A 15126-nucleotide genomic window follows, 5' to 3' on the forward strand; every position below is an offset into this window, starting at 1 on the left:
TTTTATTAAAATTGTGCTTTAATGTTAAACCCATAATCTTGGGTTGTAGGAAGTGGACCAACTGAATAACCTTGAAGGTTACCAGCACTTAATCCAGATTCTGGATCTGCATCTGGAATATTCTTGTGGATAATCCATAAATTAGATCCGGTAACACTTAACTGAATTCCAGTCAAAAAGGTATTATCAAGGAATTTAGATGGCATAGTATATGTCAAAGAGGCTTGACGCAATTTTACGTAGCTTGCATCGTACACAAATTCTGAATTTGGATACGTTGCGTAGCCAAAAGGACTAGCTTCAAAAGCGTCTATTCTAGTTGTGTTAGGAGATCCATCTTCAGTGACTCCAGGATTGATAAATCCTCCACCTTGGTCTAAAGGATTACGAACAGGATTACCCAAATCATTTATAAATGCTGTATTTTCATAAATACCTGTATTCTGACCATAATATTGATCTAAGGAAAATATACTGCCACCCTCTTGAATATCTATTAAGAAACTAAATGCGAAATCCTTATAAGTAAAAGTATTTGTTATACCCGCCAACCAATCTGGATTTGTATCACCAATATTGTTATTTGAGGATGGGGTTAAAATATAATATCCGTCTTCATCCACAAGTCTTTCTCCATTAAGATAGGTATAATCAGTTCCATTAATAATTCCATACGGTTGTCCTGCAACGGCATTTATAGTAACACCACCTTGGAACCTACCTAGCTGGATTGCTTCTGTTCCTTCTTCAAGTTCAACAACTAAATTTTCGTTTTTAGTAAAATTAGTATTTATTACCCAACTAAAACTATCAGACTTTAATGGAGTGGCATTAAAACTTACCTCGATACCTTTATTCTCAATTTCTCCTGCATTAATTGATTTTGAAGTATAACCGCTCGCCGCAGTAACAGGGGTATTAAAAATTTGGTCAAAGGTATTTGCTTTGTAGTAGGCTACGTCAAAACCAATCCTATTATTGGCAAAACGCATTTCAAGACCTACTTCATAACTTTTCGTTCTCTCTGGTTTTAAATTTGGATTATTCGCACTACTCGGTACAGAAAAACCAATATCATTATTTCTTATATAGTTATCTACAAGTCTACCGAATGGAGCGCCATTGCCAACCTCTGCATAATTTGCTCTTAATTTTCCAAAAGTAATAGCATCCACATTTAACAATTTGCTAAATACAAAACTGGTAGATACTCCTGGATAATAAAAAGAGCTTTCATCTTCCGGTAGTGTGGAGAAACGATCTCTTCTTATTGTTCCATCAACAAATACAGTATTATTAAAATCAAATGATACGCTTGCGTAAACACCGTCAACACCTATTTTCTCAGCTACTTCATTTGAAAAAGGGAGAAGCTCTACAGAATTTTGTAGCGAATACAAACCTGGCACAACTAATCCGCCATTAGTAGAGGAAGTTAGTGATTGTAATTCGTTTCTTCTTATGTTAGTTCCTAAAATACCAGCTATTCCAATATTTTCACTCAAATTACCATCAAAATTGAACATCAAATCATAATTCGTTTCACTAAAAGTGATATCCCTCCTTAAATAGCCAGAGTCAGTATTACCACGTGTTACTCCAAATGGAGATGCCACCGACCCAACAGCCCTACGCTCCTCTTGACGCTCGCTGTAAGTATCTGTAGATACTCTACCTAAAATATTGAACCAATCTGTAACATCATATTGCAACTCAAAATTTCCTAATAAACGGTTTCTCTCATCATTTTGATAATTTTCATAACGCGTCCAGTACGGATTATCCCAAAATATAGGTCTTGACCCAGGTTCTGAAGTTGCAGGATTCCAAGTAACGTTTCGGTTAGTAGCATAATAGATATCCTTTAAATCTTGAATATCAACATTGGTCTGCCACCATTGTTTAAAGTTACTTATAATGTTATCGCCATATCCTGTTGAGTTTCGCCCCAATGCTTCCGTTTTAATATAATTTGCTAAACCACTAACTCTAAATTTTTCGGAAACATTAAAATTTCCATTGAATAAGAAGTTGTGTCTATCAAGTTCACTATTTGGCATTAAACCGGATTGATCCAATTTGGTATATGATATTCGATAAGAACCTTCTTCAAAACCATTTGAAACTGAAACGGAATTTGATAAAGTAATAGGTGTTTCAAAAAACGTTATAGGTCCATTTTCTGCTGGTAGCCAAGGTGTAGCTACTCTATAATTTGGCGATGCTGGGTCGAAGGAATCCCACTGAAAAACTAATAGGTTGGGATCAAATGGAGCTCCGTAGGATGCGTCTTCCGTGTAGGGAACTGTTACGTCCGGATTTCCATCACCATCAATATCATCATTAAAAAACAAATTATTCAAACCAGCATAATATGGACCATAACCAGCACCGTACTGCTTTTGATATTTAATAAATGTGCTTTTATCAACAAAGCCCACTTGCGCGCCTGTATTAACAGTCACTCCTAAACCTTTAGTTCTGGAGCCTTTTTTTGTTGTTATGATAACCACACCGTTTCCAGCGCGAGAACCATAAAGTGCGGATGCAGCTGCACCCTTCAATACATTTATAGATTCAATATCATCTGGATTTATATCCATTGCTGCGTTTCCATAATCATATGTTCCTCCTGAAGCGGTACTTTGTCCTGCAGCATTTGTATTTTCATTACTTATAGGTATACCATCGACTATAAACAATGCTTGGTTATTATTTGACAAAGATGTGATACCTCTAATCACCACATTCGTAGATCCGCCAAAATTATTATTCCTTCGGATTTGAACACCGGATACTTTACCAGAAAGAGCATTAGTAAAGTTATTGGTTTTTACTGTGGCAATTTCTTCACCAGCAACTTCTTGAGTTGAATATCCCAATGATTGTTTTTCACGCGATACACCTAACGCCGTAACAACCACCTCATCCAGCGTAGATCCTGCTTGCATTTCAACATTAATATTATTTGATACTCCCACTGCAATTTCTTGGGTATCAAAACCTACATAACTATAAACTAACGTTTGACCCACAGCAGCGTCAATAGTATAGTTACCATCAAAATCTGACTGAGTACCCGTACTCGTTCCCTTAATAATTATGTTTACCCCCGGAAGTGGCAGACCCGTATCGTCCGTCACCGTACCGGTAATTGTTTTCTCTTGTGCAAAACTGAGCTGCACAATTAACACTACAAGTAGTGTCAAAAATCTACTTAAGTTTGTTTTCATTTTTTTGTAGTTTGAATTAGCATATCAAATGTGCCAATAAAATCTTACAAAAACAACTTTTAACCTACGTAGATTAAGAAAATGTTATCAAAATGGTATGTGAAATTAACTTAAAACAGCTCCTCGCAACTTATAAATAATTTTATTGTTCTAATAATGTTTTGCTTCAGCTTATTGATATAAAACTTAATACGTCATTTTATAATAAGTTAAAGTTTAGCATTATGAGGAAATCAATCTTTAGAACCCTCTCCTTTGAAATTCTGGGAAGAGTTTTTAAAAAGTATATTAAAAGTGGTTAGGCTACCATAACAACGTGTTATGTATTGCTGAAGATCAATTTTATCCTGCTCGGCAAGTTCTTTACTGGAATTGATTTTTTGCTCCATTACCCTAAGCCGGTCCCGCAGCATTACAATTTTATGAAAAAAGGTGTCTATTGGAATTTCCTTAGTTGCCAGGTTTTTATCATTTGGCCGCAATACTATAGTGCCACCTTTCCATTTATCCGCCATAGGTACAACTTCGCTTATACCATTCCATTTTCTTAAAATGTCGCGCAGGCTTTTTTCCACCTCTGCAAAACTTACCGTATCCACTTCATCTTCTGATGCTTCAATGATTTCAAAATCCTCATCCGGTGAGATTGTTTCCAATCCATTTTCAATAAATGTTATCCAATACATTTTTGAGGTCACATTGGTAACTACTCCCTTTCCATGCGTTGGATGGTTTATGCGGGAGCCTATTCCTAATATTTGTTTCATTTTTTTAATTTTTCAGTAAAAATAAAAAAACCATTCCAAAACATTTTGGAATGGTTTTCACGGTTTAATCTAATAAACCTTCCGAAAAACTACTTCTTCTTAGGAGCAGCTTTTGGTGCCTTGTTGTCATCCTGTTTTTTGGCTTGTGGGCCTTTAGCAGGTTGCGGTTTGCTGTTTTTCTTTTCTTGTGGCATAACTATTTTATTTTTTTTATTAATACAATAAAGTTAGAACGGGATTGCCACTCGTTATCCACTCATTAGCTATAATTTAACTAAAAAACTTATAGGTAAGTTTAATCTTTGTGGTCGTTAACCACATTCTCATCCCTATACTTACAGCAATCATCAATTTTAGCATAAACTTCCTCCTTAGCTTTTATATCTTCGGTATCATGACCGCTATCCGCAATGCTCTGTTGGATTTTGGCTAAATCTGTTTTTCCTTCATTATAAATTAAATCCAATTGGTGCGTTTTCACGTCCCACGATGCAGATTTTACACCTTTGGTTTTTATGGATGCCTTTTCAATACGATCCTTGCACATTCCGCAAACACCATCAACCTCAATCGTTGCTTTGGCATTTTTATTCTGGGCAAAACCAGTGGCGCCAAATATTGTAATCATTAAGACAAAAATCAATTTTTTCATATTTCTGTTTTTTTTTAAATATCAATTTATTCGATAGCGAAGCCCGGCATAATACATACTTCCAAAAATGGGCCCGTAAACATACGTAGAATCAAAAGTTGAGCCAAATGGGTCTTCATTTCCTATTATGGGATTATCCTGTTTGGTATTCGTGATATTTTCGCCACCTATGTACACTTCAAAATTCGGGGAGAACACTCTTGTAATTTGGGCGTTCAATGTTGAAACGCTGGGTGAAAATTCTGAAAGACCTATAGTCTTCAAATATCCTTCATTTGAAGGAAAACGTTGTTCACCCAAGTAATTGAACGTAGCATCAAATTTCCAATTTCTCCCCGCATCACTGAATTGCGTTTCATAGGAAGCATTGGCAAAAAAACGATGGTTTGGCGTTAATGGCTTTTGCTTTTTGCCATCCAGATAGGTGGTTTGCACATCATAATATTTGTACGCCAATCTCATGTCAAAATGTTCAAAGGCGTTATAGTTAAATTCGGTTTGAAAATTATTTGCATAGCTCTCACCTTCTAAATTATAAAAATTGATCTGTTGCGGATTTTCCCAATCTACCACCACTTGGTTCGCAAAATCCGTTCTGTAAAAATCAACAATAAAATCTGCCTTACGAGTGAAAAGATTGAAACCCTGAAGATACGAAACGCCGTAGTTCCAAGCAATTTCGGGATCCAATCCGTAAATAGCGCCACCACTGCCAAGAATATTCAGGTTTCTGGAAGAGGCGAAAAACTGTTGATTTTCCGCAAAAATATTGGCGCTTCTTTTTCCCCTTCCAGCAGAAAGTCGGAATGCGGATTTTTCCCAAGGTGTATAGCGCACGTGCAGGCGCGGGGTAATAAATGTCCCCAACCGATTATGGACATCTGCCCGAATTCCGGCAGAAAAATTCAAATCGCCCAGGTTGTCAAAATTATATTCGAAAAATGCCCCGATGGAATTTTCAATACGATTAAAATTTTCAGAATAGACCAATTCCTCATAGCCATCATACGTTGCGCTCAAACCGGTTTTTATCTTGTGGCGTGAATCGCTGATGATAGAATTATAAAGCACATTGGCATAAAGACTAGTATGTTGAATGTTGTAATCATTGAGCCCAAAATAGGATTCTTGATCGTGATGGCTGTACGCAACCTGCACACCGGTAGTGCGCCAAGGAAGTTCAGGATTTACGTATCCAAATTTCCCCGATGCATCAAAACGTTGCGTTTTTATTTCACTTCCCCAGACATTGGTGGTGCCGCGATCTGTATTTGGATTGAAAAATGTTTGTCCATTTCGTTTTTCGTCATTCATATACCTCACATTTACAAATCCTACGTAGCCGTTTTCCTGATCTACGTACTGCCAGCGGTTCATTACATTTATTTGGTTCATAAGTGGTGCGTCCAGAAAGGTATCCCCGTTTTTATCAAATTCTGTTTCACGAAGATTGCCATGGATGTACAATCCCGTTGACCAACGCTCGGATACTTTATTGTTAAGGTGTGTGTTCAGCTCAAACCTGCCGTTACCGGAGCCGTAGGCATTCACAAAAATTTTGTCGTCCGTCAACGGTTTTTGAAGTTCAGCATTTATTTGTCCGGCAATACTTTCGTACCCATTCACCACGCTTCCCGCGCCCTTTGTAATTTGAATACTTTCCACCCAAGTTCCGGGAATAAAACTTAACCCATACGCCTGCGACGCACCACGAATACTCGGCACATTTTCAGTAGTTATCAAAATATATGGACTGGAAAGACCGAGCATTTTTATTTGTCGCGTTCCAGAAACCGCATCGGCAAAATTCACATCTATACTGGGGTTTGTTTCAAAACTTTCCGCAAGATTGCAACAGGCTGCTTTTAGCAATTCGCCACTGCTTACGTTGATAACATTTTGGGATTCCAAAAACGAACGGGAGCTAGCCTTTTGACGTGATCTTACCGTGACCTCATCCAAATTCGCTGTTGGTTTCAGGGAATGTTTTACAAACTTAATTGAATTAATTTGCAACGTATCGGTTTGGTAACCAATAAAACTGATTACCAATTTTTTGAATTCTTTTTTATAAGGAATTTCAAAATTTCCGTTGAAATCCGTTACGGTTCCCACTGAAGTATTTAACCAATACACATTTGCGCCGCCCAGCGGAATTTCAGCATTTTCAGTATTCGCTTCTAGCACAACGCCCTTCAAAGTTTCTTGTGCGGAAAGAAAAGCTGGCAATAAAAATAACAATTGAAATAACTTTTTCATAAGAAGTATAATTTCAAAAGCATCAAAATCGCCATAAAAAGCATAATGCTGTTTTCAATAAAAGTTGCTTCCGTCATAGGCAAATTGAGGGCCGTACCCAGACACGCACACTTAATTTTCTTTTTGCTGAGCAAAGTCTGCGTAACTCCAATTGTTGTAATCCCCAGAATTATGATAGTTGCAATTAATGCGATTTCAATTTGAAAACGCATCAAAAACATGAGTCCCAATGCTGTTTCAATAAATGGATATACTACAGCGTAGGGCGGAAAAACCTTTGCAAGCGGATCATACATTCGGAAGGATTCCGGAAAACCTTTTAAATCCAGCATTTTAAAAAAGCTGAAAACTATGTAAAAAAGTCCCATAAAATCCAGCATAAAAGCTGAACCGTTCCAAGTTTTAAAATTCAATAAAACCGAAGCGATAAAAATGTAAAGAAAAATCAAAAACAAAGGTTTCAACTGCTGAAACTTTGATTGCTCGTGGGTTTGCATTACATTTTCCGAAGAAGAAAAAATATTCGTTTCCCTTTTTTCTGAAATGGAATATTTCGGCGGAAGTGCATTTTGAAGTGTTTTCAAAGAAATATGCTCTTTCATTACAACCTCCGCTTCGGCTTTTTCCAAATTCACCGAAACGCTTGTTATTCCATCAATTTCTGAAAGTTTATTTTCCACGGAAGTCCGGCATCCATTGCACGTCATTCCGCTAATATTATATGTGTGTTTCATTTTTTTCAATTTGATTTATAAAGAATAGCACTCCAAAGAAAATTTGGAGTTAAAATCTAAGCTATCTGCAAAAGCAGATTTAAATCAAATTAAAAAGGATTGATAAAGAACGGGAATGTCTTTATCTATGGGAGGCGGATTGTATTCCGCAAAGATATTGCGGCTTGTTGTAAATAATTCAACTTCAGCTAAAACGAAAACAGATACAAAAGCCGCGACAAAAGTATTGTCGAATTTAAAATCCAAGGAAGCTTTTGCAAAGCTATCGTCTGTATTTATTTGGGTAAATTGGTTTTCACAGCACAAATGACCCTCCGCGATTGTTTTTTCATCATCGCACGGGTGGGTTTCCATATCCATACCGCACGAAAGCGATTTTTCTACAAAAGCAATTTCCGCATCCATTTTTAGGCCTCCGCAAAAATGCTGCGCATAGCCAATGCCAGTGCTGCTAAGCAGAAGCAAAATGGCGAGTGAAAAGGAAATTACTTGTTTCATATAAAAAGCAAAAATACAAAAAAAGCCTTCCCGGAAAAAAGAAGACTTTTCTGCGAAGGATATAACGTCCTAATTATTTTCGGATTTTTCAATAATCGTTTCAGCGTTTCTTATGGCCGCATTCATTTGTTCTTTAAGTTCAGAAACACTTTTTTCGTATTTGGATAATAATTGTTCTTTCTCTGGTGATAGTTTTTCATCCTTATTTATTTCTTCAAAAGTAAAATCCCTTCCAAAACTTTTCATCCATTCCATCATATTTTCATTGGCAGCTTTTAATTCACCAAGTACCGCTACCTTTGTACTGTCAGGGTTGATGGAATCAATTTGGGCGCGGAGTTTCCCCTGCAACTCGCCAACGGTACTCATTTTTGGCATTAATTCGTCATGAACAGCGACGACTTCATTCATTTTAGAAGATTCATTTTCGTTTCTCAATTCTTCTTTTTTACCATTATTGCAACCAGCAATTACTAACATTGCAAATAAAATATAGATTAGTTTTTTCATTAATTAATAATTAAATATTTAAACAAAATAGTTAATGGAATTTATTGGTCTAATAATGAAGCGTAAAAATACAAAAAAGCCTTTCTGTTGAAGGAAAAGCTTTTATTAAATCAATTGAGCTCAGCTTCTACCCTACCGCATTTTAGCATTTTATCGCCAAAATATGGATTCAAAATATCTTTACTGCTGCTTAGCCAGTAAGCACCCGTATTATTGAAAGCCATTGGGCAGTATTGCTTGTAAACCGCGCCAGATTCAAGCGCATCTGCAAGAATATCTTCCATTGCCACGGTCAATTTTACAAAATTAAGACGTTGTATTTCCACATCATCTGTGTTTGCCATAGTTTCTAGCGCCCTTACGGTTGTAGGATCATCATCCACCTCGGTAATAATTTCCAATAATTTTGAAGATTCCTTGGCTGCCATAGTCTCATCCGTATTTACCAGCGCACCTTCCACCTGTAAGTACTGATCAAAAATCTGAGCGACCTGTTCATCTTTGAACTTAGCGTTGGATTTTGCAATTTCATGCTTTTCGGCACCGTCATTTTCTATCGTTACTACTTCAGGGTCCGAATCTTTTGGATTTTCCTTACAAGAGTTGAAAAATGCAAGCGTGCAAGCGAAAAATAATAGCGTGATTTTTTTCATTCTATAAAATTTTATGCCGTAAAGGTATCAAAAATATATGCTAATTTTTCTTCTGAAAATAAAAAGCAGGCAACAGCACCAAAAGCAAAATGGGCTGTATAAGAAATCTGCGTACGTAAAACAGCAGCATATGTGTGCCAACTTCTTCTGAAGTGAATATGATAAAACTAAAAGCGAGAAAAAGAATAGCAAACAACCAGGCATAGAGCACAGCCGATAGTTTTACAATACCCCTTTCGCGGAAAATGACGAAAATGATGGCCAGTGAAATGAGGGTGTTGATCAAAAACCGAAACGCGATGTTGGCCTGTAATGCGAAGGTATCCATTTCGGGGAGCGGTTTTTGGTCAGAATCACTTTTGAAAAAATTAAGTAGCGGATCGTAAAAAAGTGAATCCTCAAACGCACGCACCAACACCAGCGTTCCAAAAAGCAACACCAACAATATTATTCTTAGAGCTTTTTCCATTTAAGATTTGGTGGGTTTGGGACTCAGCATTTTCACCCAGAGCATCCAGAGCAGAAAAACCATTCCATAAATAATTCCCGGGAAAACAACTGAATGCAATAGATTTTCCTGTTCGGGATAATGATATAGCGCAATTACAAGAATGACAATCCGCAAAACATTTACTATATATATGAGGACCGCGCCGGAAAAAATGAACAAAAATGTTTTTTTGAATTTTTCCGCAAAGGAAATAACAAAGGAAATAAATAAAATGATGATGCTTACGGAATTGCATCCTTCAATAATTTCGGCAATATTTCTGCCGTTGAAATTTATTAAAAGTTTGGGAACCGGTCCTTCGGAAATCAGCGTGCTTTGATAGCCTAATCCCGAAAGAATTGAAGTGGTCTGTCTCGCCACTAAATTTGTAATAAAATCTGGGAAATATTCACCCCCTTCCGAAAGTTTCAAATACAATCCATACAATAAACTTAGCACGAGATAAGTCCCTAAAAACAAGAGGACAAAGCGCACTACCGTTTTGTATTTTCTGAAAAGTTCCTTCAACGGATTTTTGGGTTTTTAACAAAAATACAGGAATTAACTTTGGCGTATGTTACGCTTTTGAAATACTTTTACCCAAACCAAAAATTTCTCAATAAAGATGCCGTTTACCCAACTGAAACCTATAGTAAAAACCATACTTTCAAACACTAGCGAAACCGTGGACCAAAGGCTCACCAATGTTTGCGAACTATTGCAGAGCTCCATTGGTTACTATGACTGGGTGGGTTTTTACTTTGCCAATGAAGCTAAGAAAACACTTCATCTAAAAGCGTTTGCGGGGGAAGAAACAGACCATACGGTTATCCCATTCGGAAAAGGAATTTGTGGGCAGGTTGCAGTTTCCAATGAAAACTTTGTAGTGCCAGACGTAAAGGCACAGGACAATTATATTGCTTGCAGTATGTACGTGAAAGCCGAAATAGTTGTTCCGCTTTTTAAGGACGGTAAGAATATTGGTCAAATCGATATCGATTCGCACACGGCAAATCCTTTTTCTGTTGAGGACGAACGTTTTCTGGAATGGGTTAATGAAGAAGTCGCAACAATACTTTAGTATTTCGGAGAAATTTTAGAAGCAACTTCTTCCCAAATTCCAATATTTTAAATTCCAAATCCCAAATAAAGGGAAGTATTTGGAATTTGGTATTTGTTTTTTGGAATTTACTAAGCCAAATTACATTCCCGTTCTAATTGCCTCTACAGGATCCAGTTTTGAAGCTGAAATTGCCGGGAGTATTCCAGAAATCAAACCGATGATCGCTGAAATTGCGGTTCCCACAAACATATTCCACGGAGAAAGCACAAACTGAAAATCTCCGGTAAATTGTGAAGCCAGAATAGAGACGATAAAAACCAGGAAAAGACCAATCAATCCACCTATTACCGCCAAGATTACCGCTTCAAATAAAAATTGGAACAAAATGAATTTATTTTTCGCACCAAGCGATTTTTGAATTCCTATTAAATTGGTTCGTTCCTTTACGCTCACAAACATAATATTTGCAATCCCGAAACCGCCAACCAAGAGTGAAAATCCGCTGATAATTAGCCCTATCACATTCATACTCCCTGTAATATTATCAATTAAATCGGCGAAACCTTGTAGTTGGTTTACAAAGAATGTACTTGTTTCATCCGTTTTTAATCCGCGTTTCAACCGAAGCTGTTGTGTAAGCATGGCAATAAATTCGGCATTGTCCACGCCCTTTTCAGGTTTTATTACAATTTGCGGAAAGGTACTTTTATTGTTATCGCCATAAATTCTGCGTACCACATTCACCGGTATCCAAACTGAGGTGTCTTTTGAATTCCCAAAAAGTCCGGCTCCTTCTTTTTCCAAAACCCCAATTACATTAAACTTTCTCCCGTAAATCCGAACTTCCTTTCCAATGGCATTTTCGGCTCCGCCAAAAAGCTGATTGGCAATTTCGTCCCCCAGCACCACGACCATGGAACCGCTGTTAGATTCCGCTCCGTTAAAAAATCTACCTTCGGAAAGTTTCAACGCTTCAATGTAATAATAGCTGTCCGTTACCGCGCCAATAGGTACATTATCTACTTGATTGTCTTCGTATTTTATATTTTCATTGGGCACGTTGAGCGTAAAAGTAGCGGCTTCCAGATTCGGCACGCTTCGTTCCAGATATTGATATTCCTCATAAGTTACATCTGGAAATTGTTCAACTTTCCATCGGGGAACGTCCGTGGGGCCAAAGGAAAATCGCATAATTATAATCGTGCTGTTATCCAAACCGCTCATACTCCCCTCAATCTCCTTTTTAAGTGAATCTACCGCCGCAAGCACAGCGATAATCGAAAAAATTCCAATGGTTACACCCACCAAGGAAAGAAAGGTACGCAGCTTATTGTTTTTCAGCGCATTAATTGCAAAATTGAAACTTTCCTTTAAAACACGAAGGTAGATGAGCATTTACAATTTTTGATTTACGATTTACGATTTTTTTGATTTTTAATCTGCCACCTCGAGTGCATTCAAAGGGTTAAACCTTGAACTTTGAACTTTGAACTTTGAATTTTGAATCACAAAAACGTCGATTAAAAATATAAAACGTATGACGTTTTCTCTGTTGTTATGTTACAAATTTACTATTCAATTATGTACTTTTGCACCTTAATTTTTTAAAATGGACAATTCCAAAAAAATCACTTCGGCCCTAATTTCTGTTTTCAGCAAAGACGGGCTTGAGCCGATAGTACGAAAACTGAACGAGCAAAACGTTAAAATTTATTCAACCGGCGGGACTGAAAAATTCATCAATGACCTTGGAATTGAGGTTATTGCCGTTGAAGACGTTACAGATTACCCCAGTATTTTGGGCGGTCGGGTAAAAACATTGCACCCAAAGGTTTTCGGTGGAATTTTGAACAGGCAGGATAACCACAGCGACATAGCTGAAATGGCACAATACAATATTCCGCAAATTGACGCCGTGATAGTGGATTTGTACCCTTTTGAAAAAACAGTAGCATCGGGCGCTTCGGAAGCAGATATTATTGAAAAAATTGACATCGGCGGAATTTCACTGATCCGTGCAGCTGCGAAGAATTTTAAGGATACCATTTGCGTTTCCTCGGTGGACGATTATGCAGAATTTTTGGAACTGATTTCAGCAAACAATGGGTACATTTCATTGAATGACCGCAAACGTTTTGCCGCAAAATCTTTCAACGTTTCTTCTAGCTACGATACCGCGATTTTCAATTACTTCAATTCTGAAGAAGGAAATAATTCAACCTTCAAAGGCTTTGAAAATTTTGCCGAATTACCAAAACAGGAATTGCGTTACGGCGAAAACCCGCACCAAAAGGGTTATTTCTTCGGAAATTTTGATGAAATGTTCACGAAGCTTCACGGAAAGGAACTGAGCTACAATAACTTGCTCGATGTTGATGCCGCAGTAAATTTAATGGCTGAATTTGAAGGCGAAGCACCAACCTTCGCAATATTGAAACACAACAACGCCTGTGGTGTCGCTCAGCGAAGCACGGTGCAGGAAGCATATTTGGCAGCGCTTGCGGGAGATCCTGTTTCAGCTTTTGGAGGGATTTTAATCAGCAATACAGAAATTGATGAAGCCACCGCAAATGAAATCAACGACCTTTTCTGCGAAGTGGTTATCGCCCCTTCATTTTCTGCAAAGGCCCAAAATATTTTAGAAAGCAAAAAGAACCGGATTTTGTTGGTTCAAAAGAAAACTAACCTTCCCGAAACTACGGTACGCACTTGTTTAAACGGTGTTTTGGTACAAGACAAGGACAACGTGACAGATGCCCAATCCCACTTAACCCAAGCTACGGACAATAAACCTACCGCACAGGAGTTAGAAGATTTGTTGTTTGCATCAAAAATTTGCAAAAACACAAAAAGCAACACCATTGTTTTGGCAAAGGGAAAACAACTGCTTGCCAGCGGAACGGGCCAGACCAGCCGCGTGGACGCATTGAGCCAAGCCATTGAAAAGGCCACTTCATTTGAATTTGATTTAAAAGGCGCCGTCATGGCGAGCGATGCTTTTTTCCCATTTCCGGACTGTGTGGAAATTGCTGACAATGCTGGGATTGCCGCAGTCATTCAGCCCGGTGGCTCCATTAAGGATCAATTGAGCATCGATTATTGCAACGCGCATAAAATGGCGATGGTATTTACCGGAACGCGCCATTTTAAGCACTAAAATTTATTACATTTGTTTAAAACCAAACTTAACACGTTAACTTTCAATACCACCAACTTACACTATGGGATTTTTTGACTTCCTAACTGAAGAAATAGCCATTGACCTTGGTACCGCAAATACGCTGATTATCCACAATGATAAAGTTGTGGTGGACGCACCGTCCATTGTTGCACGGGACAGAACCTCCGGAAAAATAATTGCCGTGGGACGCGAGGCCGCGATGATGCAGGGAAAAACCCATGAAAACATTAAAACCATTCGTCCTCTTAAAGATGGGGTAATTGCAGATTTTGATGCGAGTGAAAAAATGATAAACATGTTTATCAGTGACATACCCGCGTTGAAAAAGAAATGGCTGAAACCTTCATTACGGATGGTGGTCTGTATTCCCAGCGGAATTACCGAAGTGGAAATGCGCGCGGTAAAGGAAAGTGCCGAACGCGTTAACGGAAAGGAAGTGTATTTGATCCACGAACCCATGGCAGCCGCCATTGGTATTGGGGTTGATATTATGCAGCCGAAGGGAAATATGGTTGTGGACATAGGCGGTGGAACCACTGAAATTGCCGTAATTGCCCTTGGGGGAATTGTTTGTGATAAGTCCATAAAAATTGCCGGGGATGTTTTTACGAATGACATTGTTTATTATATGCGCACCCAGCACAACCTATATGTAGGCGAGAGAACTGCTGAAAAAATAAAAATTCAAATCGGTGCTGCAACCGAAGATCTTGAACTGCCGCCAGATGAAATGGACGTTCAAGGGCGTGATTTGCTTACCGGAAAACCGAAACAGGTGCAAACTTCTTATAGAGAAATAGCGAAAGCGCTCGATAAATCCATCCTTAGAATTGAGGACGCGGTTATGGAAACCCTTTCGCAAACCCCGCCAGAACTTGCGGCAGATATTTACAATACAGGAATTTACCTTGCCGGGGGCGGTTCCATGCTTCGTGGTCTGGATAAAAGGCTTTCGCAAAAGACTGACCTGCCAGTTTATATTGCCGAAGATCCTTTGCGGGCCGTTGTGCGCGGTACGGGAATATGCTTGAAAAACTTGAATAAATTCAAAAGCGTTCTTATTAAATAAAAGATTTTTGGAAGGGA

Annotated in this window: 14 protein-coding genes; 3 read left to right on the forward strand and 11 right to left on the reverse strand. The window is 38.2% G+C overall.

What is annotated here, in order from left to right; genetic code table 11:
* Nucleotides 1–5: 5 nt before the first annotated feature.
* The 10 genes from KIV10_RS03840 to xrtF all read right to left on the reverse strand — a co-directional run bounded on the left by KIV10_RS03840 (nucleotide 6) and on the right by xrtF (nucleotide 10324).
* Nucleotides 6–3233 (reverse strand): SusC/RagA family TonB-linked outer membrane protein, encoded by a 3228-nt coding sequence (locus KIV10_RS03840; protein ID WP_214112183.1) that lies wholly within the window; start codon nucleotides 3231–3233, stop codon nucleotides 6–8.
* Nucleotides 3234–3466: 233 nt separating this feature from the next.
* The gene (locus tag KIV10_RS03845) at nucleotides 3467–4000 is read right to left on the reverse strand and encodes a hypothetical protein (protein WP_214112184.1); all 534 of its coding nucleotides are present in this window, start codon (nucleotides 3998–4000) and stop codon (nucleotides 3467–3469) included.
* Nucleotides 4001–4295: 295 nt separating this feature from the next.
* Nucleotides 4296–4652, reverse strand: coding sequence for a heavy-metal-associated domain-containing protein (locus KIV10_RS03850; RefSeq protein WP_214112185.1), 357 nt, complete (start codon nucleotides 4650–4652; stop codon nucleotides 4296–4298).
* 21 nt (nucleotides 4653–4673) lie between these two features.
* Nucleotides 4674–6911 (reverse strand): TonB-dependent receptor, encoded by a 2238-nt coding sequence (locus KIV10_RS03855; RefSeq protein ID WP_214112186.1) that lies wholly within the window; start codon nucleotides 6909–6911, stop codon nucleotides 4674–4676.
* Nucleotides 6908–7645 (reverse strand): heavy-metal-associated domain-containing protein, encoded by a 738-nt coding sequence (locus KIV10_RS03860; protein ID WP_214112187.1) that lies wholly within the window; start codon nucleotides 7643–7645, stop codon nucleotides 6908–6910. The genes KIV10_RS03855 and KIV10_RS03860 overlap by 4 nt, the downstream gene beginning before the upstream one ends.
* Before the next feature lie 84 nt (nucleotides 7646–7729).
* A complete protein-coding gene (locus KIV10_RS03865; RefSeq protein WP_214112188.1) occupies nucleotides 7730–8143 on the reverse strand; it encodes an HYC_CC_PP family protein in 414 nt (137 codons plus the stop codon).
* A gap of 69 nt (nucleotides 8144–8212) precedes the next feature.
* Nucleotides 8213–8653, reverse strand: a complete 441-nt coding sequence (locus KIV10_RS03870) for a lipoprotein (RefSeq protein ID WP_214112189.1) — start codon at nucleotides 8651–8653, stop codon at nucleotides 8213–8215.
* 110 nt (nucleotides 8654–8763) lie between these two features.
* Nucleotides 8764–9306 (reverse strand): DUF3347 domain-containing protein, encoded by a 543-nt coding sequence (locus KIV10_RS03875; RefSeq protein ID WP_214112190.1) that lies wholly within the window; start codon nucleotides 9304–9306, stop codon nucleotides 8764–8766.
* Nucleotides 9307–9346: 40 nt separating this feature from the next.
* Nucleotides 9347–9775, reverse strand: a complete 429-nt coding sequence (locus KIV10_RS03880; protein ID WP_214112191.1) for an exosortase F system-associated membrane protein — start codon at nucleotides 9773–9775, stop codon at nucleotides 9347–9349.
* The gene (xrtF, locus tag KIV10_RS03885; RefSeq protein WP_214112192.1) at nucleotides 9776–10324 is read right to left on the reverse strand and encodes an exosortase family protein XrtF; all 549 of its coding nucleotides are present in this window, start codon (nucleotides 10322–10324) and stop codon (nucleotides 9776–9778) included.
* A 97-nt stretch (nucleotides 10325–10421) separates the two neighbouring features.
* On the opposite strand from xrtF, the gene KIV10_RS03890 reads away from it, so the two are divergent.
* Nucleotides 10422–10877 (forward strand): GAF domain-containing protein, encoded by a 456-nt coding sequence (locus KIV10_RS03890; protein WP_214112193.1) that lies wholly within the window; start codon nucleotides 10422–10424, stop codon nucleotides 10875–10877.
* 120 nt (nucleotides 10878–10997) lie between these two features.
* On the opposite strand, the gene KIV10_RS03895 is transcribed toward KIV10_RS03890, so the two are convergent.
* Nucleotides 10998–12254 (reverse strand): ABC transporter permease, encoded by a 1257-nt coding sequence (locus tag KIV10_RS03895; protein ID WP_214112194.1) that lies wholly within the window; start codon nucleotides 12252–12254, stop codon nucleotides 10998–11000.
* Nucleotides 12255–12468: 214 nt separating this feature from the next.
* On the opposite strand from KIV10_RS03895, the gene purH reads away from it, so the two are divergent.
* Nucleotides 12469–14016 carry a bifunctional phosphoribosylaminoimidazolecarboxamide formyltransferase/IMP cyclohydrolase gene (gene purH, locus KIV10_RS03900; protein WP_214112195.1) on the forward strand — a complete coding sequence of 516 codons (1548 nt, stop codon included), beginning with the start codon at nucleotides 12469–12471 and terminating at the stop codon, nucleotides 14014–14016.
* A gap of 64 nt (nucleotides 14017–14080) precedes the next feature.
* Nucleotides 14081–15109: a rod shape-determining protein gene (locus KIV10_RS03905; protein ID WP_214112196.1), complete on the forward strand. Its 1029-nt coding sequence runs from the start codon at nucleotides 14081–14083 to the stop codon at nucleotides 15107–15109.
* Nucleotides 15110–15126: the final 17 nt, after the last annotated feature.

This window comes from Aequorivita echinoideorum, assembly GCF_018476645.1.
Classification (GTDB): Bacteria; Bacteroidota; Bacteroidia; order Flavobacteriales; family Flavobacteriaceae; genus Aequorivita; species Aequorivita echinoideorum.

Bases quoted from the DNA above. Each gene is read 5' to 3' on its own strand.
- KIV10_RS03840 (WP_214112183.1), bottom strand. From the start codon at position 3,233: ATGAAAACAAACTTAAGTAGATTTTTGACACTACTTGTAGTGTTAATT.
- KIV10_RS03845 (WP_214112184.1), bottom strand. From the start codon at position 4,000: ATGAAACAAATATTAGGAATAGGCTCCCGCATAAACCATCCAACGCAT.
- KIV10_RS03850 (WP_214112185.1), bottom strand. From the start codon at position 4,652: ATGAAAAAATTGATTTTTGTCTTAATGATTACAATATTTGGCGCCACT.
- KIV10_RS03855 (WP_214112186.1), bottom strand. From the start codon at position 6,911: ATGAAAAAGTTATTTCAATTGTTATTTTTATTGCCAGCTTTTCTTTCC.
- KIV10_RS03860 (WP_214112187.1), bottom strand. From the start codon at position 7,645: ATGAAACACACATATAATATTAGCGGAATGACGTGCAATGGATGCCGG.
- KIV10_RS03865 (WP_214112188.1), bottom strand. From the start codon at position 8,143: ATGAAACAAGTAATTTCCTTTTCACTCGCCATTTTGCTTCTGCTTAGC.
- KIV10_RS03870 (WP_214112189.1), bottom strand. From the start codon at position 8,653: ATGAAAAAACTAATCTATATTTTATTTGCAATGTTAGTAATTGCTGGT.
- KIV10_RS03875 (WP_214112190.1), bottom strand. From the start codon at position 9,306: ATGAAAAAAATCACGCTATTATTTTTCGCTTGCACGCTTGCATTTTTC.
- KIV10_RS03880 (WP_214112191.1), bottom strand. From the start codon at position 9,775: ATGGAAAAAGCTCTAAGAATAATATTGTTGGTGTTGCTTTTTGGAACG.
- KIV10_RS03890 (WP_214112193.1), top strand. From the start codon at position 10,422: ATGCCGTTTACCCAACTGAAACCTATAGTAAAAACCATACTTTCAAAC.
- KIV10_RS03895 (WP_214112194.1), bottom strand. From the start codon at position 12,254: ATGCTCATCTACCTTCGTGTTTTAAAGGAAAGTTTCAATTTTGCAATT.
- purH (WP_214112195.1), top strand. From the start codon at position 12,469: ATGGACAATTCCAAAAAAATCACTTCGGCCCTAATTTCTGTTTTCAGC.
- KIV10_RS03905 (WP_214112196.1), top strand. From the start codon at position 14,081: ATGGGATTTTTTGACTTCCTAACTGAAGAAATAGCCATTGACCTTGGT.